The sequence below is a fragment of the Solibacillus sp. iso_87 genome, assembly GCF_056173085.1.
The window spans coordinates 1,799,150-1,821,883 of record NZ_CM149656.1; the positions used below are offsets into that span (position 1 = coordinate 1,799,150).

Below are 22,734 nucleotides of genomic sequence, written 5' to 3' on the forward strand. Positions count from 1 at the left end.
AAGGTACGAATGTTGATCCAACAATATTCGTACCTTTCTATTGTTTAAAACAGACATTTTGTGGGAGAATTGAGTTTGTTTCGGTATATTAAATGCAAGGTAATTTAAAGAATACTATATTTTTTATTTTAACGGTTGGATTAATAGAAATATCACATGTTAGTGAAGGGAGGATCTATGGGGAGTTTTAATACTTTTAAAGACAAACGTTACTGGATTCTTTTAGTTCCTTTCATAATCATATTAGTCCTATACATTTATTTTACTCCAAGTTATATGCTTGAAAAGCCGTATATTTCATCACTTTCGATTCTTATTTTTCCGACATTATTTTGGTCTACATATCATCTTTGGAAATACTTTGGAGATATAAAGAAGAGAAATGATATGGAAAGTTGAAGCGACTTGTAATTTGTTTCAGATATCATCGGAAAAGCTTGTACGAATTTTTAATATAGTAAGCATAAATAGCCCCCAACGTTAGATGGGGGCATGATGTTATTGCCGCTTTTTCGTTTTCTTATTATTAAGTCTCTCGGCAGCTGTCAATGGTTCATTTGCTAGTTCGTGATCAAGCTCCCTAGATAAATTCTTTCTAATTGCTTGTTCATCACTTGTGCTGCGATTGTTTTTATTGTTAGTACTCACTATATACACCTCCATGATGGTAGTTTGCCACGTGGTGTCATGAGTATGCATTTTAGTTAAAACTATCATATCACTGCATTTTATATTTAAAACATTAAAATAGTCTTTGTGAAGTTGTTTTAATTTACTGCGCTAGCTATAGGAGGGAATGACACTTGGAAAAAGTAAAATTTGGGGTGATTCTTGGGATTTTTTCGATGTTACCGGTAATCCTAAGCGTATTTTATTTTTATTCTGTACGAGTGCCGAACACTGATATTTATAGGACAATTACAGTGTTAACCATTTTATCTTATGGGTATTATAACTGCTGGAATATCTTCATGGATATTAAAGGGACGCCTAAGTAGATAAGTAATCGGATTAATTGGAATTATCGCCAATCTTGCGGTGTTAGCTGTTGCATTTCTTTTAATATTAGCTATGAGGATAAGTGAACCATGACTTTATTAGGGGGTACGAATGAGAAAAACGACGATACTGCCTTGGACAGAAGATTGGGTAAAACAATTTGAAAAGGAAGAAAAAATTCTTAAAATTATTTTTGGAAATGAATTACTTGAAATTTACCATATTGGCAGTACTACTATTCCAACTATCGGGTATGCAAAGCCTGTTATAGATATTTTGATTGTTGTAAAAGATATTGAAAAAATTGATTTATATGATGAAGCAATGATAATACAGGGATATGAACCAAGAGGTGAAAATGGAATACCAGGTAGAAGATATTTTCCAAAAGGTAAGAATAATAGAACACATCATATTCATATTTATCAGGATGGACATGAAAATATAGATATACACTTAGATTTCAAGGAATACTTACTCCATTTTCCAGAAGACGCAAAAAGTTATGGGGAATTAAAATTAAAATTAGCGAGACAGTTCCCGAATGATACGCATCAATATCAGGATCATAAACAGGATTTTGTTAATGGATTGGTTGAAAGCGCAAAGAACTGGAGCTCTCTAAAAAAGAGAAATAAATTATGAGTAAAAGTAGAAGCCAGTTTGATTAATCAAACTGGCTTCAAGTTATTTTACAAATCAGCACACAGTACAAAACTATTTAACGAAAGAAGGGGCTTTGATTGCTCCTTCATTAAATAGGCATAACTTTGGATTAAGGACTGAATTTTAGTCGGAACTTCCGAAAATTCATTTAGCAAGTAATTGCTGTAATCGACTTCCCATGATCCGTCCTGCAAATAGCTGGCATCGACTGTTTTCTCAACATTGATCGAAAAGGCTTCGCTAAGCATAAGTTTCTTTATTTGCGTTTTATGAAAGAGATTTTGGATATTCCCTTCATTTTCTGTAAATGCTGTATAGAGCGCCGCAATATTGGCTGCACAAAAATGGGCACGCTGAGCGTCCGATGTATAATCGATGTCCCATTCAGCAAAACAGATTCGATCTGCTACTTGTTTGATTTTTTGCAAATAATTCTTTAGTAGCTCAATACTTTCGAAATACCATGAACAATGGGATAGAACGACGACATCAAATTTCTTGTTGAACTCCATTTGCAAAAAGTCGGTTTCGTAGTGGAAATCGATTCGCTGTCCTAATGGGGATTGTGAAATCGTTTCTGCTGCTTCACCTAATGTGATTGGTGCACCATAATCAGTTGATGCAATATCGATGGCAACAATATGTCCTGTTTCTCCGACGGCATCTGCTAATACAATAGTTGTGTCACCTTGACCGCATCCAATTTCAAGTACTTTCATGCCTTTCTTAATTTGAAAGGTTTTTACTAGCTCAATACGATGTGTTAATTGTGTACGTTGTATTGTATCGTCCCCGATAATTTTCATGCAGTTTAATAAATGTTCCAATGTTTTTCAGCTCCAATAATGATTGATTATTGAGCCAATTTTTCAGCTCAATATTAATTCTGAACGTTCAACCATTTCTCTAACATCAATTCATCGACTCCTTTTCAATAATTCTATTAAAACATTGCATGGAGTCAGTGGACAATAGTTATTTATTAACAAGGGGAAATTTAAATTTTTTTACGTTTACAATGAAGAAATTTGTTTAGACTCCTTAAAAACCGAACATTTATATTGAAATTAAATAAAATATTCGTTTTATGGTTGACAATGTTTTCATTGTTTTGTAAAGTAACAGATGTCGAATGATTATTATAAAAAACACGAAAAATGTTCGTATTTAGGAGTGTAGTGAAATGATAGATACAGTTTTTGATTATGAAGATATTCAATTAATCCCTGCAAAGTGCATAGTGAAAAGTCGTACAGAGTGCGATGCAACAGTAACTTTGGGTAATCATACATTTAAACTTCCGGTAGTTCCGGCAAATATGCAAACAATTATTGATGAGCAATTAGCTGAAAAATTAGCTGCAGAAGGCTATTTCTATATTATGCACCGTTTCCAACCTGAAAAGAGAGCGCAGTTTATCCGTGATATGCACAATAAAGGCTACATTGCATCGATTTCTGTTGGTGTAAAAGATGAAGAATATACGTTCATCGAAGAGCTGAAAGATGCTCAGCTTGTACCGGATTATATTACAATTGATATTGCACACGGTCATTCAAACCAAGTCATCGAAATGATCGGTCATATTAAAAAGCATTTACCGAACAGCTTTGTTATTGCAGGAAATGTCGGTACTCCTGAAGCAGTACGTGACCTAGAAAATGCAGGTGCGGATGCGACAAAAGTTGGGATTGGTCCAGGTAAAGTTTGTATTACGAAAATTAAAACTGGCTTTGGTACAGGCGGCTGGCAATTGGCAGCGCTTCGCTGGTGTGCAAAAGCTGCTTCAAAACCGATTATCGCGGACGGCGGTATTCGTACACATGGCGACATTGCCAAATCAGTGCGTTTCGGTGCATCTATGGTAATGATCGGTTCACTATTTGCAGGTCATGAAGAATCACCTGGCCAAACAGTGGAAATCGACGGCAAACAAGTGAAAGAATACTTCGGTTCTGCATCGGAATTCCAAAAAGGCGAGCGTAAAAACGTTGAAGGCAAAAAAATGTATGTCGACTCAAAAGGTTCGATTTTTGATACGCTAACTGAAATGGAACAAGATCTGCAGTCATCAATTTCATACGCAGGTGGTAAAACATTATCTGCGATCCGTAACGTTGATTATGCGATTGTTAAAAATTCAATTTTCAATGGCGATAAAATTTAATTTTATATAGCCTGCTTAAAAAGATAGCTATGGCTGATTTCAACATCAATACGCTAAAGTGAAATTTAAATTTTCTGATAATAAGTGTTGACATTTTATTTCATTGCCGGTAAACTTCATTTCAAGGTAATATCTAGGCAATGATTGGAAGTAGTAAATAGCTTGTATACTTTAAGAGAGCCAGTGGGTGGTGCAAACTGGCAGATACAACTGTTGAACTCGTCCATGAGCTACGACCCGAAATTAAGTAGGGAAGTCGGAAGTCTCCGTTAAAAGACAGGCAAACTATTTGTCGTTAAGTGGAATGTTTCAGCAATGGACATTCAATTTAGAGTGGTACCGCGAGTTTAACCTCGTCTCTATGGGATTCTTCATAGAGGCGAGTTTTTTTATTTTTATTTACTGTTTTTAAATCATTTGAGAAGAAAAGGGGTTATGAGAATGAGTAGAAAAATTTGGGTTTTTGATACAACATTACGTGATGGTGAGCAAGTGCCCGGGGCTAAACTGAATTTATATGAAAAAGTGGAAATTGCCCAGCAGTTAAAAAAGCTCGGTGTTGATATTATTGAAGCCGGATTCCCAGCGTCTTCACAAGGTGATTTTGAAGCGGTAAAAGCTGTGGCCCAGAAGGTTGGCCAAAATTCGAATATGATGATCACTGCACTTGCCCGTGCTGTTAAAGATGATATTGATTCAGTATATAATGCAGTGAAATATGCCAATAATCCAATGATCCATATGGTTTTAGGGACATCCGATATTCATGTGGAGAAGAAGTTCAGTAAGTCGAAAGACCAGATTCTGCAAATCGGGGTAGATGCAGTAAAATATGCGAAATCGTTACTGCCACAAGTACAATATTCAACGGAAGATGCATCCCGCTCTGATTTTGAATACCTTTGGAAAACGATTGAAGCAGTCATGAAGGCCGGCGCTACGATGATCAATGTACCGGATACAGTCGGGTATGCCGAGCCGGAACAGTGGGGCGAGATGATTGCCAAGCTGAACTACCGAATGAAAAACCTGGACGATTCTGTACTGCTTTCAGTGCACTGTCACAACGATTTAGGTATGGCGACTGCCAATACATTAGCGGCAATAAAAAATGGTGCCGATAAAATAGAAGTGACGATGAATGGTATTGGCGAACGTGCCGGAAACGCGGCATTAGAAGAAGTTGTTATGGCGATTAAAACGCGCGGGGACGTTTATGATGTGTTTACAGATATTAATACGAAAGAAATTATGAATACGTCTCGCTTAGTTTCAAGCTTTATGGGACTTGATGTGCAAGTGAACAAAGCGATTACAGGTGACAATGCCTTTGCCCATTCATCAGGTATTCACCAGGACGGCTTACTAAAATCACGTGATGCATATGAAATTGTTCATCCGGAAGATGTAGGCCTAGATGATATGGAACTAGTATTAACAGCGCGCTCTGGTCGTCATGCAGTGAAAAATGCGCTGTCTAAACTTGGATTCGATGATTTCACGGACGAGGAGTTTGAAGGTATTTTTGAAAGCTTCCTGAAATTAGCTGATTCAAAAAAAGAAGTTTACAACCATGATTTATATGTCATTGTTGAAAGCTACTACGAAAAAACTGATAAGAACAATCCAAATAAGGAATCGTACTCTGATCAGTTTTATGATATTGAAGACTTACAGATTATTTCAAACGCTGCCTTCCCGTCTGCCAGCGTAAAAATTCGCCGCGGAGAAGATGTCTTCAAATCAAGTGCGGTCGGTTCCGGTCCGATTGACGCTCTTTACTCAGCCATTGCGGATGTTACAGGAATCAAGGTGAAGCTTGTTGAATACAACATCAGCTCCGTATCACGCGGCCAAGAAGCGTTAGGGAAAGTAAAAATAATTATTGAATACGGCGGAGAGAAATATATCGCAAAAGCAGCAGATACTGATATATTAAAAGCTTCTGCAATGGCCTATATTAATGCTGTAAACAGTGTCATCGTCGCAAAAATTGCCCCGCAACCAGTAACGACGACAGCTACAGTATAAACAGGTTGAAGTGAAAATTACAGGCAGTCCAGATTTTACGAAATGTAAAGTTTGGATTGCTTTTTTATTTGTAATGCTACTGTTGTTTACCGGCTGCACTGAAATGAATCCGACCTCACCAAAAAAAGTAGTGCCATTGACGAATCAATTGGCACTACTTAATTAAAACTATATTATTTATTGAACTGTTCTATTAATAGTCGGTAGCTGTTCAAACGCTGATCGATTGTATATAAATTACAGTTGATCATCGCTTCATCAAAGCCGTAATATGCCTGTTCTTCTTTAATCTGATTCGCAACATCTTCGGCAGAACCGATCAGCATTAACGAACGGTTTTCTTCCAAAATCATTTTATCCATCTCAGTAAGCGGATAGTCATTTGCTTCTTCAGGAGAAAGTACAGTCAGGAGCTTACCACGCATTAAATTCAGGCGGGTAATTTGCATCGGCATCGATAAGTATTCCGCTTCTTCAGCCGTTTCAGCTACACTGATTGCATAAGTCGTAATAATTTGCGGCTGTTCCATAAAGTATGAAGGCTGGAAACTGTTACGGTATGCATCGAAAATCCCTTTAGACATTTGTCCATTGAAGAACTGGGCAAAGGAATAGCCGACACCCGCTTCCCCAGCTTTTTTCGCACTTTGGCCGCTTGATCCAAGCAGCCAGCTTTGCGGAAGCTGTATTTTGAAAGGAGCGGCTACAACATTATCATAAACCGCTTCACCTGTACGCTGTTCATTCATTAAACGTAAAATGACTTCGAGTTTATCATATTGTTCCGTCAGGTCAGGTCTGCGTCCACTTGCAAGCGCGGTCATTGCGGGCATATCCCCGCCTGGAGCGCGGCCTGCACCGAAATCTATACGACCTGGTGCCAATGCTGCCAATGTTTTAAACACTTCAGCCACTTTATATGGAGAATAATGCATCATCATAATGCCGCCCGTTCCTACACGGATACGCTCTGTTTTCGCAGCAACATAGGCAGCTGTTACTTCAGGAGCGGAGCTGGCAAGGGAAGTTGTATTATGGTGCTCTGCAAACCAGATTCGTTCATAACCGTGCTCATCACCAAGTTGGGCAAGCTTCACTGCATTAGCTAGTGCTTCGGTTGATGTCATGCCTTTGGAAATAGGTACTTGATCTAATATACTAAGTTTCATTGAAATTCACCTCAACTGTTCGTTACAGTTTACGATAACGAATTGAACGGCAAATGTAAAATTATTGGCCTCTCGTATAGGCCTTAATGATCGCAAGACGTTCGCGGATACGTGATTTTGTGTTGACGACTTTTGGAGTAGGGGCTGCCACCACATCTGCCTTTAGACCGAGTTTTCGTGCGAGAATTGTCGCACGTTTCAAATGGAAATCATTTGAAATAATCGTGATGCTCGCTGTATTTTCGGGCAAAAGTTTTTTTGCGAACAACAAATTTTCATAAGTCGTTGTAGACTGATCTTCCAATAAAACTCTATCTTCAGCAATCCCATTTTTGATTAAATAGTCAGCCATGACCGATGCTTCTGTACGATCTTCATCAGCACCCTGACCACCTGTAACAATCGCTTTTACAGTGGGATATTTTTGTAAATAATCCACTGCTGCATCTAAACGGTTTTTTAGTGACTGGGAAGGGATGCCGCCTGGTTTCACTTTTGCGCCTAAAATGACAACATATTCATTTGAACCGTCTGCCTCATTTTTTAATGCTGCATTCATTTCATAGTCAAGCCAGTAGAAAATTAACACGAGTATAATTAGAATAAATAATAGTGCAAAAATAATTCTTTTCAAAAAAATCCCCCCTTTATATAGTATACGATGCATAAAGGGGGAATGTTTCGCTATTACGGAAGAATTATGAAATGGCTTCTTTTTCTTCCCTTATGACTCTACGCTGTTGTCGTACTTGTACGGATAAGTAATTGATATAGCGGATAAAAACGTAAAATACAATAATTGCAGAGAAAGTTAATTGAAAATAAAAATACGTTTCCAGCCAATTTGTAGACAGCCCATTTTGCCCGAAATAATGAATGACACCATAAGTGGCAGTAGCAGAAATAACTAAAGGGAATGTAAAGGCAGCATAACTTGGATAAAAAGGCAGCTGTAATGCACTCGGTAATTTCGACAGTACTAAAAGATACAATATTTGCGCGACAATGAATAATGTCATGACAATACCGAATTGACTTTCAAACTGCTGGAAATAAGCAGCTAAACTGATCGAAGCGGGCGCGGTTAAAATCGTCAACATCGGAATCGTAGGCACCGGCAAATCTTTTCTAATAAATATACGGAAAATTAGAATTGGCACTAACACAATAAAAGAGCATATCGCGAAAATAACAATCGCTTTTGTGAATACGCCTGATAGATCACTCGCTGTTAAAGGCATAACTGCTGTTCCGACAAACATAATAAGCCAGCTTGGATAAATATCCGAAATCGAAATCCGTTTTTTCCAAATAAATGTTCGAATGAAATAAAAGATAATAAAGATTTGAGTCGTTGCAGCAAGAATCCAGATCATATGTATAACGAATTCACTTACACCGTAATAGTGCAAACCACTACTTATCGATAAAGTCCCCATCGTAAAAGTGGGGGATACTGACGCAATAATCGGGTTTTGCATTTCTGCAAGGATACTGGAAAATGCAAAAATCAGTTTTCCAATGACTAATAGAAATAAAAAGATTCCTATAAAAAAACAGACGTGACCGAAAATTGCTTTGTCCATGCTTAAAAATAAATTTCCCAATGAAACCAGTCCGAGCATTAGCCCACTGATTGGAATTGGGACTATTTGAAATAAATTTCTCACAATGGCCTCCAAAATATAACAACAATGTGCACAAACTATGAAAATATTCATGAAATGTACACATTGATTCTACTAACTCTATTCTACTGCGTAATTTTTAATCCGACAACCGCAATAATAATAAACGAAATAAATAGAATTCTCTTCCAGTCTTTGGATTCGTTATATATAAACATACCTACAAGGGTGCCGCCGACTGTACCGATCCCTGTCCATACAGCATAGGCAACTCCCATAGGCAATTCTTTCATTGCCATAGAAAGGAGCGAGAAACTGATAATAAAGGAGCCAATTAGAAATGCATAGGAGCCGAGTGACTTTTTCTGGGCAACCTTGTTCATTCCGATTACACCGCCGACTTCAAAAAGTCCGGCAAAAATTAAAAATACCCAAGCCATTATGCATCCCTCGCTTCTTCCGGTTCATTTGAAATGAGTTTTAACCCGATGACACCGATTAATAATAATCCAATAAAGCCGATTTTCGTTAAGCTGAACGGCTCGTTGAAAATGACCGTTTCCGCAATGACTGTACCGGCAGTACCAATTCCCGTAAACACCGCGTAAACGGTAGCAACCGGCAGTTTCTCCGTTGCGATAATTAAAATATAAAACGATATAACGATCAATGCGGCAACTCCAATCCATAGCCACACTGTATTTGCGTATTTCAGTCCCATTGCCCAAACAATTTCAATGATGCCTGCCAATAGGACGAGTATCCAGTATTTTGTCATGATGTCTACACCTCAGCTCTTATTCCTCTATAAAATATTGTCCATCCCGCCTGCAAACGTTTTTCACACCGTTCACTGCCGCCATAAAGCATTTCGACATACAGGCTATCAAGCAAAGCCAAAAAGCCGATTGCTGCTTCATTCGCTGATACGGACAGTTTTTGTTCTTTTAAATATTCCGTGAATAGCCTTTCTAATTCGTCCAAATAAATGTACGTTTGTTCACTTAACTGCTGCTCCAAATGTTGCGGCATTAAGAAAATCGAACGCATGAAAAATTTAGTTTCAGCAATGGACTCAAAGCGATGTTGAAAAGACTGCAGAAATGGCAGCAATACTTTTTCGACAGGAAGATGCTGATGTTTTGCGATAAATTCTTTTGCAAATAACAATTCAGCTTCCATTGCCTGTTTCGAAATCGATAAATAGAGCGCATCTTTACTTTTAAAATACGTATAGATCGATTGTTTCCGTATTCCTACTTCTTCCGCGATCTGGGCCAATGATCCGCCGCTGTATCCGTGTTCGCTGAAATTAAGCAGAGCGGCCTGTATTATTTTCTCTTTAGTCATGTTATCACCTTCCTGACGTTCGTAAGGTAAGGGTAACAAAAATTGATTGCGATTGCAAACGAGTTGGATTACAGTGGTTAAAAAGAGGTGAGGACAATGGAGCGTTGCAGTTGGGTAAAGCTGGATGAACCTATCTATGTGAAATATCATGATGAAGAGTGGGGCGTACCTGTTTATGACGACCGGAAGCTATTTGAAATGCTCTGTCTCGAAGGGGCACAGGCAGGCTTAAGCTGGTTGACAATATTAAAAAGAAGAGAAGGGTATTTAGCTGCATTTGATCAGTTTGATGCGGAAAAGATTGTACAATACGATGAAGAAAAACTTGAAGCATTAAGAAATGATGAACGCATTATCCGCAATCGGCTGAAAATCAAAAGTGTCGTCACAAATGCCGAGAGCTTTTTAGCTATTCAAAAACAATACGGCTCCTTTTCAAACTATATTTGGTCTTTTGTTGATGGTAAGCCGCTGACAAATTCATGGGAATCATCCGAACAAGTACCTATTACGACAGAAATAAGCGACCGTATGAGCAAGCAGCTGAAAAAAGACGGTTTCAAATTTGTCGGCAGCACGATCTGCTATTCCTATATGCAGGCAGTTGGCATGGTGAATGACCATACAACGAATTGCCACTGTTTCAAAAGGTAAAAGAAGGGGCGGGCTCCAACTGGAAACGGACGCGGAGTTTCTGACCCCAATTTTTATAAATAAACGATTTGAGGATTATATACTTGAAAGTTGGGATTAACAAACAAGAACTGAGGATTAAGCATGAGCAAGTGAGGATTATATAGCTCGAAGTGAGGATTATTTTGCTGGAACTGAGGATTATAATGAGTAATAAAAGAAGTTTTTTCAAATTATCTCCTCTGAAATTTTTAATCTACGCGTGCACGTTAAATCGAATTAAAACAATAAATGTTGAAAAAGGGATACAGTTAAAATAATTGCAGTTAAAGTTCCTGCGGATAATAAAGTGATCATCTTTCGTCTATCAACCTCTTTAATAGGTTTTATAGCTTCTTTAGATACCGTAATCCATATTACAGTTGATACTATGGCTAGTACTATTAAAGCTTCATTGGCCATAAATAGTTCCCCCAGTAAATCTAGTTTTTTATCGCTTGTTCTACATATGCTAAAAAATTATTATAGTTGGACTTACCTTCAAAATATAGCTTCACTTCATAGATGGGGCACAATACGTTATCCATTTTTTTAGAATAAAGAACAGATTCATCTTCAACACTCGATACATAATTATTTAAATGTACGGTATTTGCTTTTACTGAATTAAAATCAAACCAGCGATAATGCCCGTCTTTGTGATTTTTTATTACTTCGCCTAAATAGGCACCGATACGTGTGATGAAATTATCTGAGTGCTCTTTTAAAAGCTGCTGTCCAAATTCTGTATGGATTAACCGTTCAGCGTACTCATTGACGAGACGAACACTATCTATTGAATAATCCAAATTAGCTTTTGTTAAATGATCCTGATCCCATTGATCTGGTGAAACATCTTTAAATAACAATTCCGCGTTAAATTTCTTATCATTTTTAATTAGTTTAGGTTTTAAGAAAAACATAGTTTCCACCTCATCCCCAATCTGAACTGTTGACCCCAATTATATCAGTTATACATAAAAAAAAGACAAAACATTTTTAGTCGCACTAAAAATGTTTTGTCTTCTCTTTTTTTAGTTTTGCCTTACTTCACAAGCATTGCAGGGCATTGGACGCGCTTCATCACTTTATGTGATACGCTGCCTAGCACCATTTCCTGAAGACTGTTTAAGCCGCGACTTCCGATCACCACTATATCGACATTTTGCGTGTTGGCAAATTTGATGATTTCAGGTCCTGGTGAGCCGTGAATGATTTCCACTTTATAACGGACTTGATGCTCATTGAACAGTTCCTCGATCGGCACGAGCTTTCGACGACGTTCCATGTAAAGACTTTCGATGGAGCTTGAATGCAATACATCCGTTTTCGCTTTTTCCATATCGATGATAAAAATGATTGTCACCAATGTTTCAGCATTTATTTGGGCTATTTTTAAAGCTTCTTTTGCCGCACGTATCGAGTTTTGCGAACCATCAGCGGCCAGTAAAATATGTTGATACATAAGCCACCTCCTAATCGATTAATGTCGTACCGGTTAACTTCTTCAATAGCTGTTTACTTGATTCATCAATATTCAAGTAGGTTACTTCTATATTTTTCGCTTTCAACTGGTCTTTCACCTTCATTAAAGCACCGATTGCCGAGTCATCCCACACTTTACATAGTGAGAAGTCGATGACAATTGATGACTGCTCCTCTTGAACAGTTTTGAAATAGTCAATAAAACCTTCCGTTGAAGCGAAGAATAGTTGCCCTTTGACAAAGTATGTTTTCCCTTGCTGTGAAATACTTACACGTGAGATTTCGTTTACGAAAAACAGGGCGCTGACAATAATACCGGCTACAACACCTAACGCTAAGTTATGTGTATACAGGACAACCGCGATTGTCAGAAGCATAACAAACACATCTTTTTTCGGTGCTGTCACAGCATATTTGAATGATTGCCAGTCAAATTGGGTAATACATACAACAACCATTACACCGGCAAGTACCGGCATTGGAATTTGAACGACATAATCGCCCAATACGAGTATTAAAAACATTAAAAATACACCAGCAACAAATGTGGAGAGTCGGCCACGTCCGCCGGATTTTACGTTAATAACAGATTGTCCGATCATCGCACAGCCGGCCATACCACCGAAGAAACCGTTAATAACATTGGCGATTCCTTGTCCGCGCGCTTCTTTATTTTTATCGCTTTCAGAAGCCGTCATATCATCCAAAATGGATGCAGTCAGTAATGATTCGACCAATCCGACAACAGCCAGAGCCAATGAATACGGTAAAATAATCATTAACGTTTCAAAATTAAACGGAATATCCGGAATTAAAAATGATGGCAATGACTGTGTAATTGTTCCCATATCTCCGACTGTATTTAAATTAAAGCCTGAATAAATAGCTACTGCCGATAAAATAACTACGGCAATGAGCGGGGCGGGAATACCCTTAATGACAAAAGGAATTAAGTAAATAAGTGCAATTGTCGCCAGAAGAAACGCCCACGTAACGAAGTCGCCGCCAATAAAGTGCGGTGTTTGGGCCATGAATACCAAAATCGCCAATGAATTCACAAAGCCGATCATGACCGCATTCGGGATAAACTTCATCAGGCGTGCAATTTTCAGCATTCCGAAAATGATTTGGATAACTCCAGTTAAAATTGTTGCAGCGAGTAAATACTGCAATCCATGGTCTTTTACAAGAGAGACGATAACGAGGGCCATCGCTCCTGTTGCGGCGGAAATCATCGCAGGACGACCACCGACAAAGCTGATTGTTACAGCGATTACAAATGAGGCATAGAGTCCGACCATCGGATCTACACCAGCTAAAATTGAAAAAGCAATTGCTTCAGGGATGAGGGCCAGTGCGACAACAAGTCCTGCCAGCACATCTGAGCGTACATTCCCAAACCATTGCTCACGGATATTGTACATATATTGTGTAGCTCCTTTTAAATATTCTTCTACTATAATAGCACGCAAACAATGTTTAGTAATAGCAACATTATGATGGATTTTAATTTCCTTAATAAAATTTCCATGTGTTAATACCTAGTCGACGTTTTATTGATTAAGTATGAGGAACCAATTATTTCGATTTTCGTAATTACTTCTCCAAATGGAAATCACTGCGTTTATAATAGAATAACAATTGTTTGTAAAGGAGTGACCCGTATGACTGAGCGATTCAGCGAACAGCTAAACAACTTTGTTGAACATAATCCGTTGGAACAATTAATTGAACGGTTAAAACCTTTGCATAGTATTCTGTCTCGAAATAGTTATGTAAAAGATACGACAACCCGTTTAAAACAGATTATAGATGATGCAAACAGTCAGCCAATCGTGCTCTTTCTCGGAAAAGAGCGGGTTGGGAAAACGACAGTAATCAACAGCTTAATCGGCAGAAATCTGCTGGAAGACCGCCCATCAGAACCGACGAAGACCAATACATTTTTAAAATACGGTGATAAGGAATATATAAAAGCCGTATTTTCAAATGGCATGGAAGTGACACTTAATATTGCCGAACTCTCATTTTTTACGATTTCAAATACGGAAAGTGCCCAATTAATTCGTAAGCATCTGGATTATTTAGAGGTATATATAACATGTGAGCTGTTAAAAAAAGTGACAATTGTCGATTCGGTTGCGCTCGAAGCAGGCGCAAACAATACAGCATACTTTTCACCAGCTTTATTACAGCGCTGTAATGAAGTTTTCTGGGTTCTGCAAGCGGGTTCACCGGCTACGGAAACTGAATTGAATTTTATCGAAAAGCTGAACAAAATGGGGATTACTGCTCATTTAGTCGTAAACGGGATTGACCGGGTAGATGTGAAAGTGGAAGCCTTTCTTGATATGGAGAAAGAACGTTACGGCTACTTTATAGGGGAGGATGTACCGGTATCGGCTTTACAGGCCCAGGAAGCACGTAATACGAACAGTACACAGCTGCTTATTGATTCCCGTATTACACTGCTATCTCAACTGATGTTTCAGCTAATTGATAACAAGCAAAAAAAGACGCGCCATATAACGGAGCGATTTATTCAATGGCTGGAACGTCTTCGTGTCGAAATTAATACAATTCCTGCAAGAGAACCGTATGTATCGGCATTTGAAAATGTCATACAGCATCAAAGTAATTTTAATAGCGACCCAGCCCAATTCCAACAGGATAAGGCGCTCATCAACTCACTAGACAAACAATATGAATCGGTCAGTAAAGTGTTCAAAGAAGTACAAACTCTTTTTCAGCTGTTACAGACACTGGAAAGCCATTCCTATTTACGTGATCCGATCATCGATATGTATGAGGAAATGGCGGTACTTTATCAAAAAAATGTGCGTGATTACCGAAAGTTGCATGTAGAATACTCTATTGAGCATGGACAACTTGAAAATCAGTTCAAAAAACAATCGGGGATGACGCTCACATTCCCGTTAGAAGAGAGTGAACTTACACCACTTTTGTCCAAGCAAATTCAAACGTTGAATAAAATCCAGAAAAATTGTGAACAGAAACTGGTGTTTATTAAAAAATACGAGCAATTTGTTCTGGAAAAACTGGGTGCAGTACAAAGCCGACTAAACGAGCTGGTGAAAAATCGGCTATTATCAATACACAAGCAGTTAAACGAATTGGAAGAGCAACGGATTCGCGAACGGTCCTATATAACAGCCTCTGTAAATAAACTTGCTGAATTCAATTGCATTGCCGAAGCGCAAAGCTTTATAAAAGATGCGATAGAGCCTCTATTACTGGAAAGAATTTTGCCGATTAAAGAGCAGGAAAAAGGGCAAATCCAACAGACGATTGATCGTATTATAACGGTTGATTATAGGTATGAAACACCAATTCCAACAGAACCGGATGAAATGTTGGCACAGCTGAATTTGAAAGAAAAATACCAACTATTTGAGCTGCGGTTAACTGAAGAAGATATAGTATCGGATATTCCGGAGTTACCAGAAAAAATTGAAATCTAAAAAATTGGCTGCGCGGGATTTTATCTCATGCAGCCATTTGCTTTTTCACGGTGTCGTCCTTATAAACAATAGCCTTTCCAATACAACGTTTTTATGAGAAAATTGTACTCGCAGAAAGGAAGTATTTAAATGAATACAATTTTTAAACCTCATGATGAATGGGAACCATATATTGATATCGATCAACATGGTAAGCTAACTTTATCTAATATAGAGTTTACAACAACAAACTTATGTAATATGAGATGCTCGCATTGTGCAGTAGGATATACGTTATTAACGAAAGAATTACCGGCCATCCCGGCAGACGAAATTATTCGGAAACTGGATGAGGTTGAATCCTTACGAACAATGAGTTTTACAGGTGGAGAACCATTACTAACTAAAAAGGGAATTAAGGATAACCTGTTACCGCTATTGAAATATGCGAAAAGCAGGGGGATTAAGACACAAATTAACTCCAACCTTACTTTACCGATTTCTCATTATGAACTGGTTGCACCTTATTTAGATGTCATGCATATTTCGCACAACTGGTGTGATGAAAGAGAATTTGTTGAAACAGGATTTGCAATGATGGAGAAAACGCCGTCAGTTGAATATAGAGGGAACTTATATCGCAATATTTTTGACAACGCAAGAGAACTATCAAAAGGCGGCATGTTCGTTTCCGCAGAAACAATGTTAAATCGCAACACGGTGCCGTTTATGGAGAAAATCCATCATGAAGTAGCCAATGAAATGCAATGTAAACGGCATGAGATTCACCCGATGTATGCAAGTGATTTCGCTGAAAGTTTAGAAACGATCGGTTTGGATGAATACAGAACAGTTATCAATGAAATCCTAGATTACAGGAATAAAGATATTTGGGTTTTATTCGGAACATTGCCGTTCTATCCGTGCAGCCGAGATGAGCGCGATATCGCATTAATCAACCGAATCAATAATGCACCGAATACGACAATGAGAAATGATGTTGACGGGCGTTCAAGAATGAACCTGAATATCTTCTCAGGTGATATTTCGGTTACCGATTTCTCGGATGACGGTCAGGCGTTCGGTAATATTAAAAATGAATCATTAACTCAAATATACAAGAGATGGCTCGATTCAAATATTTCCAAATCAATCAATTGTCATTGTCCTGCTGTGAAGTGCTTAGGGGCAAACGTCATTGTTAAAAATATGTATTATCCGTCTACTGAATTTGTCAGTGGGATTGTGAAATAAATAATTTAAATATAGCAATCTATCCATATGTGGGTAGATTGTTTTTATTTTTTGCTTCGCCTACAATGAAAAACTACCTGCAACTGAAAAAGCCGCAGGTAGTAATGCAATTAGCTGATCTCATCCAAATTCGATGAAATTTCGCTGTTATTTTCACTGTAAAACTTTGAACCAAACGAGTTGTCGACCATTGTTTCGGACAGATAAATTTTTGAATAGTTGACCGCTTGGATATTAAAGTCAAACTTCGCATTTTGGATAATGCATTTCGAAGCATGGAGAACCGATTTGTTTTGAACAAATATATCGGATTCATGTCCCTCAATAATCTGTGTTGCGTTCAGCTCAACTGAAGATTCGGAGTCAATCCATAACTGGGAATACATATGATTGGAAATGAATGAATCCTGAATCAACGCCTCTGCATGGTTTTCAATAATTAAACCGTTACGCTCTCCTTCCATCAACTCGCTGTCTTTTAACACAAGAGAACTGTCATTGATGATGATTTGCGGCATTTTATGACACGAAATTTGGCTTTCGATAATGTGGACCGATGTATCTTTCATCGCCACAATTCCGTTCGTTTCGCCACCGCTAATCTGGGAATGCTGAATTGTTGCATTCGTATTGCCGACCATTTCAATTTGAATTCCCGTACCATCTTTAACAACCGATTCGGTTACTTCAAGCTCGCATGCATCCATGACAAAGATACTTTTGCCGCCGATTAATTCGCTTTGATAAATCGTGACCGTACTGTTGTTTTTCCCGGCTATATGTGCCAGATCATTATGATTGAAATGGCAATTGTCCACAGAAGTTTTTGCATGATTGACCGCTAAAATGCCATTGCCTTTATTTTGATGAACCGTCGTATTTAATAGGAATAATTCCGCCTCCATTACCGTTAGCGCCGCATTTTTATGACCTGTAATGGTACTGGAAACTATTGAACACGAAGCACCTTTTTCTGTATAAACCCCAATCTGTTTTCCTTCCTGAATTGTCGCATCTTTTATTGTACAAATGGAGTTTTCGGTAATGAAAAGCTGCGGCAGCACATTATAGGCAAACACCGTACTATTGAAGTTGGCGATCGACTTTTCCTTTATATGAATCCCGACGCCTTGGCAGCTGTATACTTCACAGTTCGTCATATTAAGGAAAGACTCGAGCAATAGCTGGACATTTGCAATTTTATGAAAAGCAACCAGTGAATTCTCGATCATTGCTTCAGAATAGTCCCGTAAAATAATACCGGATTCATTGCCGTATTGAATTTGGCAATCTGTCACGTTTAGGGAACTTCTTTGCATCCAGATTTGGGGAAGGTGATGGTGTTGAATTGCTGTTTTCGTTAAATGAATGTTTGAATGGTCTGATGCATATATACCATTACCTTCGCCGTGCATTACTTCGCAGGCATCCATTTCCAATAAGGCATGGTCCTGGATAATGAGCTGTGTGCCGGAATGGTGCTGGACTTTCACACGAGTTAAATATGCCTTTGCATTAGATTTAACCCAAAGTGCCTGGTTTGCTTTTGAAAGGGTACAGTCTGTTAAATGAAGCGTTGAGCTTTCCGCTAATATATGGACCTTTTTATTGTTTTCAAAATGACAATCTTCAAAATGGGCTGCACTATTGTAAATTAATGTGACGGCTGCATCCGATGCATCCTTGAATACCGTGTTTTCACAATGTAATGTTCCGCCGTTCATTGCTAACAGTACATTCGTACGTCCACCTTGAATGACGCAGTTTCTTAATATAATTTCACCTTCGACGTAAATTTGCGTTGCAGGTTGAATCGTCATGTTCTCAAATGTGACTGCCGCAGACTCAGCGATCACGATAGATCCTTTTAAGCAGACAGTTGCATCCTTTTGTGCTGCAACCGTTCTGTTTTCCTCAAAAGTTAAAGTTTCTTTATATGTCCCGGATGCAACGATAATTTCATCAAAGCGCGTTGTTCGCTGCACAGCTTTTTGAATAGTTTTAATGCGTGAAAAAATTGAAGAAGACACTCTTACTAACGCCATACGATTCCTCCTACAAAACATGCTATATGTAATATGTTCACGTAAAATAACAAAATTAATCATTTGCAACTTAAATTGTGTAAAAACATGAAAAGATTTTTTTCATATGCTCTTACTAAAATAGTGCAAAGTCACCTGAAATATTCCTAGTTATTTATAGGAAGAAATGTAAGAGGCAAAGGTTTAAAAACCGTACAGGACGTGTAACGTTATAAGGAGAGGATTATATAAATGTGCGGGTAAACGGATTCACGGAAAAAGGGAAAGGTGGTCAATCAATGTGTGAACAGCTGCAAACAATTCGTCAGCAATTGAATGAACGTTTTTATGATCGGGAAGAAGAAATTGAAGCATTATTAATTGCCTTATTATCAAGGCAGCACCTTTTATTTATCGGTCCGGCGGGGACGGGGAAAAGTGTGTTATCGTCCATGCTTGGTTCTATTGTAGAGGGAAGTCATTGTTTTCAGCATTTATTGACACCTTTCAGTACGCCTGAAGAATTGTTTGGTGTCCTTTCTTTAAAAGATTTGGAGCAGGGAATTTATAAACGGAATGTAACTAATATGCTGCCGGAAGCACATTTTGCGTTTATTGATGAAATCTTTAAAGCAAACTCCGCGATTTTGAATTCATTGCTGACTCTAATCAATGAACGAATATATTATAACAACGGGGTTCCGATTGCTTCTCCACTTTTGACGATGGTCGGTTCATCCAATGAATATATCGAAGAAGGGGAAGGGCTGGAGGCATTATTCGACCGTTTTTTGCTGCGCTATGAAGTAAATTATATTCGTGAAGAAGAAGCCTTTATTGCAATGCTAAAGGACGACAGGGAAAAGGAAGTATCGAAAATAACGTTGGACGAGCTTTATGAACATCAGCAAAAGACGAATAAGGTTGCCATTTCGGATACGATTTTTAAAGTACTCGCTAAAATTAGGCAGGCACTTCAAGATGAAGGCATTCGTCCGTCCGATCGACGTTTTAAACAGTCACTGTCGGTTCTAAAAGCGAAAGCATATTTAGACGGGCGGACAGAAGTAATCCGGGAAGACTTGTCGATTTTGACGAATATCTTATGGGAAACGGTTGAACAAAAATCGTTAACAGAACAAATCATTAAAGAAGTGGCCTTTGATACGGTCGAAGCGTTTATTCACAGGACATCGACCGAGTTTGAGATGATTATTTTAACTGCGAGAAATGCGATGCTTCAAAAATCTCCGTTTGCTAAATCGGAGCTGAGTCAACTGCTCCTGCAGGGGAAAACATTATTTATGGAAGTACAAAATATGAGCCGTCAAATTCCGAGTCGCCCGGAATTAAACAGTCTAAAAACTGAAATGCATAAACAATTGCTTCGAATAACTTCAGATGTTATCGGATTTTAAAGAATACAGAAGGTGGGATGCTTTTTGAGTGAGAACATACATGTAATCTACAGCCGAACGGTTTTTGAGGGCAGCGCTGAGCAAAAGGCACGGTTTAATGAATTGTTGAAAATGGCCACTTTGTTGAATGACAGCTGCATTGCAGGAGAAAAAATTGTTCCCGGCTTTACGAATATCATTGGGGATTGCTGGCATGCTTTCTATTATAAAGCGCCTGTATTAAACGAAAATGCATTGCAACTGGATAAAATGCAATTTGATTTTATGAAAGAGCTGCTGAAAAATGAAGAATACATCCAATGGCATGAGCTGACAAAGGGTGACGAGCTATTAAGTGTCCTTACTTCTGTCAGCATTGCAGAACAGCTTCTTAAAAGCTTCCAATATTATGAGGAGCAAAAAAATCCATTTCAGATCGAGCAGCTGGAAGCTTTTCAAAAACAGCAGCAAATGTCAAATGTGACAAATGATTTACCGGAAAAAAGGGAATATTTAAAGCAGTTATCCAAAACATCAATCGGCATGATGCTGCAGCAAAATAAAAAGACTATTCATCACACAAAAGCTGCGGTCATGAAAGTCGGGACGATGGACGGCAAAAAAATGGATCAAGTACCTTTAAGCGATCAGTTTAAACTGGCAAGAATGATTAGCGAGCGCAAGGAATTGCATAAAATTGCCGAATTAGTCGGCCGGTTTAAAAAAATTGCGACAAAAAAGCAGAAGTCCAAACAAGATGAGACGATCCAGCATCAATCGGTGACTTTTGGGCATGAGCTGTCCCGACTGTTGCCGGCCGAATTGGGCAACTATATGCTCGGACATAGCAAGCTCGATTTTTTAAAGCGGTTAAGCGAGCAGCAAACACTTGTTTTTAATAAGAAGGGAAAAGATCGGCAAGGAAAAGGACCGATCATTGTGTGCATGGATGAGAGCAGTTCCATGACATCGATTAAAGCCCAAAGTAAGGCGTTTTGTATTGCTTTGCTGAACATCGCTAAAAAACAGAAAAGAGATTTTGCGATTATCCCTTTTGCAACAAATGTAGGGGAAATTAAATTTTTCAGAAAAGGTCAGGCAAAGACTCAGGATCTCATTCAGTTCAGTGATAGCTTCATCGGTGGAGGTACAAATTATGAGCTGCCATTACGAGAAGCATTGAAGCTTCTAAAGAAAAGTGAATTTAAAAAAGCGGATTTGCTGTTCGTAACGGACGGGTCCAGCTTTTTACCATCGCGTTTTATAGAAGAATTCGCGCAAACAAAAAAGCAGAAGCAGTTTGAATGTACTTCAATTGTATTAACAAATTTATTCAATACTGTCGATCTGAATGTTGTAGACCGATTTTCGGATCGTGTTATTGAAGTAAATGAATTATTTGAAGCAGAAGATGCATTTGTTTTATAAAAAACGGGTATATTCAGAAGGTGTGCGTCTATTAGAAAAGCTTTTACCTAGTCAAATGATCGTACGTCTCTTACAATATTGTTAGGCATTTGGTTAGGAGGCGTCTTTTTGTTAGTGGAAGATTATGAAAAGTTTTTTGAAATGACGACGGAAGAGCGAAAACAATCTATTCAGGAGCATCCGTCGATATTGAATGATTTACTGGAGACAATTGGTCATGAAGAAGCAGCAATCCGTGACCAGCTGAATTATCGTCTGTTCATTTTGCTGTTGTCGGAAAATGCACTTGGTGAGGCGGTTATTGCCGATTTTGTGAGCAAACTTTCTTCAACAGACGGTTTACTTTATAATATCGGTGAAAATGGGACAATTTCCGTTTTCCAGCGTTCCTATGCGGCTCTTTATTTAGCGGCAATCGTGAATGCCGATCGACAGCTTGCCATTTTAACGAGTGAGCAGTTGGAGCTGCTTGCACAAAATGCGGTGGCATTGTTAACGAAAGAGCAGGATTTGCGAAGCTTCGTCGATACGAAGTCAGGCTGGGCACATAGCGTTACAAATACAACCGAGTTAATTAACGCCATTATTGCGCATCCGCTTTATCCAATCCGCTTCACCGCCCAAATATTGCAGGCAATTCGCGCAAATATTTGGAAGGGCTATGTATTTGTCGATGACGAAGAAGAACGTTTCTGCAATATCATTCAGGCATTGTTAGCCAAAAAGATTGACGAAGAACTGTTCATCGAATGGTTTGAACAGCTGTTTGACCAGCTGGAAATGGTCGCCTATGAGCGCGGCTATGATGCACTTTCGTTTAAAGCGAGAACAAACCAGCTGAACTTGGCGAAAACGCTTTACTTTTATTTGAAATTTGCCAATCGGAATGAAAAATTACGCAGTATTGTGTCAACTTTCATTCAGCGCTGGCTCAAATTAAACTAATACCTTTATTTTAGTACAATAATAAATATATTTAACAGATGTACTAAAAAAGTATGCC

General features: G+C 38.4%; 22 protein-coding genes and 1 other annotated feature. Of the genes, 9 read left to right on the forward strand and 13 right to left on the reverse strand.

What is annotated here, in order from left to right; all coding sequences use genetic code 11:
* Positions 1–498: 498 nt before the first annotated feature.
* Entirely contained in the window at positions 499–648 is a 150-nt protein-coding gene (sspO, locus tag AC0VXV_RS08970; RefSeq protein WP_340718189.1) for a small acid-soluble spore protein O, read from the reverse strand.
* 462 nt (positions 649–1,110) lie between these two features.
* Between sspO and AC0VXV_RS08975 the strand changes: the two genes are divergently transcribed.
* Complete coding sequence (locus AC0VXV_RS08975) at positions 1,111–1,644, forward strand: GrpB family protein (RefSeq protein ID WP_475531237.1); 534 nt, start codon at positions 1,111–1,113, stop codon at positions 1,642–1,644.
* Positions 1,645–1,691: 47 nt separating this feature from the next.
* Here AC0VXV_RS08975 and AC0VXV_RS08980 read toward each other — a convergent pair whose 3' ends face one another.
* On the reverse strand, positions 1,692–2,492 hold the full coding sequence (locus tag AC0VXV_RS08980; protein ID WP_475531238.1) for a class I SAM-dependent methyltransferase: 801 nt from the start codon (positions 2,490–2,492) through the stop codon (positions 1,692–1,694).
* Positions 2,493–2,851: 359 nt separating this feature from the next.
* Here AC0VXV_RS08980 and guaC point away from each other — a divergent pair, with 359 nt between their 5' ends.
* Positions 2,852–3,832 (forward strand): GMP reductase, encoded by a 981-nt coding sequence (guaC, locus tag AC0VXV_RS08985; RefSeq protein WP_475531429.1) that lies wholly within the window; start codon positions 2,852–2,854, stop codon positions 3,830–3,832.
* A gap of 131 nt (positions 3,833–3,963) precedes the next feature.
* Positions 3,964–4,196 (forward strand) — a binding site (T-box leader).
* A gap of 77 nt (positions 4,197–4,273) precedes the next feature.
* Entirely contained in the window at positions 4,274–5,863 is a 1,590-nt protein-coding gene (locus AC0VXV_RS08990) for a 2-isopropylmalate synthase (protein ID WP_350479929.1), read from the forward strand.
* 173 nt (positions 5,864–6,036) lie between these two features.
* Here the strand turns inward: AC0VXV_RS08990 and AC0VXV_RS08995 are convergent, their stop codons facing one another.
* The 6 genes from AC0VXV_RS08995 to AC0VXV_RS09020 form a co-directional block, all read right to left on the reverse strand.
* Complete coding sequence (locus tag AC0VXV_RS08995; protein ID WP_475531239.1) at positions 6,037–7,032, reverse strand: LLM class flavin-dependent oxidoreductase; 996 nt, start codon at positions 7,030–7,032, stop codon at positions 6,037–6,039.
* Positions 7,033–7,093: 61 nt separating this feature from the next.
* Positions 7,094–7,666 (reverse strand): YdcF family protein, encoded by a 573-nt coding sequence (locus tag AC0VXV_RS09000; RefSeq protein ID WP_475531240.1) that lies wholly within the window; start codon positions 7,664–7,666, stop codon positions 7,094–7,096.
* A gap of 64 nt (positions 7,667–7,730) precedes the next feature.
* Complete coding sequence (locus AC0VXV_RS09005) at positions 7,731–8,702, reverse strand: TDT family transporter (protein WP_475531241.1); 972 nt, start codon at positions 8,700–8,702, stop codon at positions 7,731–7,733.
* Between the two features lie 83 nt (positions 8,703–8,785).
* Positions 8,786–9,100: a DMT family transporter gene (locus tag AC0VXV_RS09010; RefSeq protein ID WP_475531242.1), complete on the reverse strand. Its 315-nt coding sequence runs from the start codon at positions 9,098–9,100 to the stop codon at positions 8,786–8,788.
* Positions 9,100–9,438, reverse strand: a complete 339-nt coding sequence (locus AC0VXV_RS09015; protein WP_475531243.1) for a DMT family transporter — start codon at positions 9,436–9,438, stop codon at positions 9,100–9,102. Before AC0VXV_RS09015 ends, AC0VXV_RS09010 begins: the two co-directional genes overlap by 1 nt.
* Positions 9,439–9,443: 5 nt before the next feature.
* A complete protein-coding gene (locus AC0VXV_RS09020) occupies positions 9,444–10,010 on the reverse strand; it encodes a TetR/AcrR family transcriptional regulator (RefSeq protein WP_475531244.1) in 567 nt (188 codons plus the stop codon).
* Positions 10,011–10,106: 96 nt separating this feature from the next.
* Between AC0VXV_RS09020 and AC0VXV_RS09025 the strand changes: the two genes are divergently transcribed.
* The gene (locus AC0VXV_RS09025) at positions 10,107–10,664 is read left to right on the forward strand and encodes a DNA-3-methyladenine glycosylase I (RefSeq protein ID WP_475531245.1); all 558 of its coding nucleotides are present in this window, start codon (positions 10,107–10,109) and stop codon (positions 10,662–10,664) included.
* 258 nt (positions 10,665–10,922) lie between these two features.
* On the opposite strand, the gene AC0VXV_RS09030 is transcribed toward AC0VXV_RS09025, so the two are convergent.
* The 4 genes from AC0VXV_RS09030 to AC0VXV_RS09045 all read right to left on the reverse strand — a co-directional run bounded on the left by AC0VXV_RS09030 (position 10,923) and on the right by AC0VXV_RS09045 (position 13,591).
* Positions 10,923–11,105 carry a hypothetical protein gene (locus tag AC0VXV_RS09030; RefSeq protein WP_475531246.1) on the reverse strand — a complete coding sequence of 61 codons (183 nt, stop codon included), beginning with the start codon at positions 11,103–11,105 and terminating at the stop codon, positions 10,923–10,925.
* Between the two features lie 20 nt (positions 11,106–11,125).
* Positions 11,126–11,605, reverse strand: coding sequence for a hypothetical protein (locus tag AC0VXV_RS09035; protein WP_475531247.1), 480 nt, complete (start codon positions 11,603–11,605; stop codon positions 11,126–11,128).
* 122 nt (positions 11,606–11,727) lie between these two features.
* A complete protein-coding gene (locus AC0VXV_RS09040) occupies positions 11,728–12,147 on the reverse strand; it encodes a universal stress protein (RefSeq protein ID WP_475531248.1) in 420 nt (139 codons plus the stop codon).
* Between the two features lie 10 nt (positions 12,148–12,157).
* A complete protein-coding gene (locus AC0VXV_RS09045) occupies positions 12,158–13,591 on the reverse strand; it encodes a SulP family inorganic anion transporter (RefSeq protein ID WP_475531249.1) in 1,434 nt (477 codons plus the stop codon).
* A 240-nt stretch (positions 13,592–13,831) separates the two neighbouring features.
* Between AC0VXV_RS09045 and AC0VXV_RS09050 the strand changes: the two genes are divergently transcribed.
* Positions 13,832–15,649: a dynamin family protein gene (locus AC0VXV_RS09050; protein WP_475531250.1), complete on the forward strand. Its 1,818-nt coding sequence runs from the start codon at positions 13,832–13,834 to the stop codon at positions 15,647–15,649.
* Between the two features lie 129 nt (positions 15,650–15,778).
* The gene (yfkAB, locus tag AC0VXV_RS09055; protein ID WP_475531251.1) at positions 15,779–16,882 is read left to right on the forward strand and encodes a radical SAM/CxCxxxxC motif protein YfkAB; all 1,104 of its coding nucleotides are present in this window, start codon (positions 15,779–15,781) and stop codon (positions 16,880–16,882) included.
* Positions 16,883–16,992: 110 nt separating this feature from the next.
* Here the strand turns inward: yfkAB and AC0VXV_RS09060 are convergent, their stop codons facing one another.
* Positions 16,993–18,927 carry a right-handed parallel beta-helix repeat-containing protein gene (locus tag AC0VXV_RS09060; protein ID WP_475531252.1) on the reverse strand — a complete coding sequence of 645 codons (1,935 nt, stop codon included), beginning with the start codon at positions 18,925–18,927 and terminating at the stop codon, positions 16,993–16,995.
* Positions 18,928–19,205: 278 nt separating this feature from the next.
* Here AC0VXV_RS09060 and AC0VXV_RS09065 point away from each other — a divergent pair, with 278 nt between their 5' ends.
* The 3 genes from AC0VXV_RS09065 to AC0VXV_RS09075 all read left to right on the forward strand — a co-directional run bounded on the left by AC0VXV_RS09065 (position 19,206) and on the right by AC0VXV_RS09075 (position 22,676).
* Positions 19,206–20,324 carry an AAA family ATPase gene (locus tag AC0VXV_RS09065; RefSeq protein ID WP_475531253.1) on the forward strand — a complete coding sequence of 373 codons (1,119 nt, stop codon included), beginning with the start codon at positions 19,206–19,208 and terminating at the stop codon, positions 20,322–20,324.
* A 24-nt stretch (positions 20,325–20,348) separates the two neighbouring features.
* A complete protein-coding gene (locus tag AC0VXV_RS09070) occupies positions 20,349–21,731 on the forward strand; it encodes a vWA domain-containing protein (RefSeq protein ID WP_475531254.1) in 1,383 nt (460 codons plus the stop codon).
* Positions 21,732–21,845: 114 nt separating this feature from the next.
* Positions 21,846–22,676: a DUF2785 domain-containing protein gene (locus tag AC0VXV_RS09075; RefSeq protein ID WP_475531430.1), complete on the forward strand. Its 831-nt coding sequence runs from the start codon at positions 21,846–21,848 to the stop codon at positions 22,674–22,676.
* The last annotated feature ends 58 nt before the right edge of the window (positions 22,677–22,734 follow it).

Excerpts from the sequence above, each read along its gene's own strand:
- AC0VXV_RS08975 (WP_475531237.1), top strand. The coding sequence starts at position 1,111 with ATGAGAAAAACGACGATACTGCCTTGGACAGAAGATTGGGTAAAACAA.
- AC0VXV_RS08990 (WP_350479929.1), top strand. The coding sequence starts at position 4,274 with ATGAGTAGAAAAATTTGGGTTTTTGATACAACATTACGTGATGGTGAG.
- AC0VXV_RS08995 (WP_475531239.1), bottom strand. The coding sequence starts at position 7,032 with ATGAAACTTAGTATATTAGATCAAGTACCTATTTCCAAAGGCATGACA.
- AC0VXV_RS09010 (WP_475531242.1), bottom strand. The coding sequence starts at position 9,100 with ATGGCTTGGGTATTTTTAATTTTTGCCGGACTTTTTGAAGTCGGCGGT.
- AC0VXV_RS09015 (WP_475531243.1), bottom strand. The coding sequence starts at position 9,438 with ATGACAAAATACTGGATACTCGTCCTATTGGCAGGCATCATTGAAATT.
- AC0VXV_RS09020 (WP_475531244.1), bottom strand. The coding sequence starts at position 10,010 with ATGACTAAAGAGAAAATAATACAGGCCGCTCTGCTTAATTTCAGCGAA.
- AC0VXV_RS09025 (WP_475531245.1), top strand. The coding sequence starts at position 10,107 with ATGGAGCGTTGCAGTTGGGTAAAGCTGGATGAACCTATCTATGTGAAA.
- AC0VXV_RS09030 (WP_475531246.1), bottom strand. The coding sequence starts at position 11,105 with ATGGCCAATGAAGCTTTAATAGTACTAGCCATAGTATCAACTGTAATA.
- AC0VXV_RS09035 (WP_475531247.1), bottom strand. The coding sequence starts at position 11,605 with ATGTTTTTCTTAAAACCTAAACTAATTAAAAATGATAAGAAATTTAAC.
- AC0VXV_RS09040 (WP_475531248.1), bottom strand. The coding sequence starts at position 12,147 with ATGTATCAACATATTTTACTGGCCGCTGATGGTTCGCAAAACTCGATA.
- AC0VXV_RS09045 (WP_475531249.1), bottom strand. The coding sequence starts at position 13,591 with ATGTACAATATCCGTGAGCAATGGTTTGGGAATGTACGCTCAGATGTG.
- AC0VXV_RS09050 (WP_475531250.1), top strand. The coding sequence starts at position 13,832 with ATGACTGAGCGATTCAGCGAACAGCTAAACAACTTTGTTGAACATAAT.
- yfkAB (WP_475531251.1), top strand. The coding sequence starts at position 15,779 with ATGAATACAATTTTTAAACCTCATGATGAATGGGAACCATATATTGAT.
- AC0VXV_RS09060 (WP_475531252.1), bottom strand. The coding sequence starts at position 18,927 with ATGGCGTTAGTAAGAGTGTCTTCTTCAATTTTTTCACGCATTAAAACT.
- AC0VXV_RS09065 (WP_475531253.1), top strand. The coding sequence starts at position 19,206 with ATGTGTGAACAGCTGCAAACAATTCGTCAGCAATTGAATGAACGTTTT.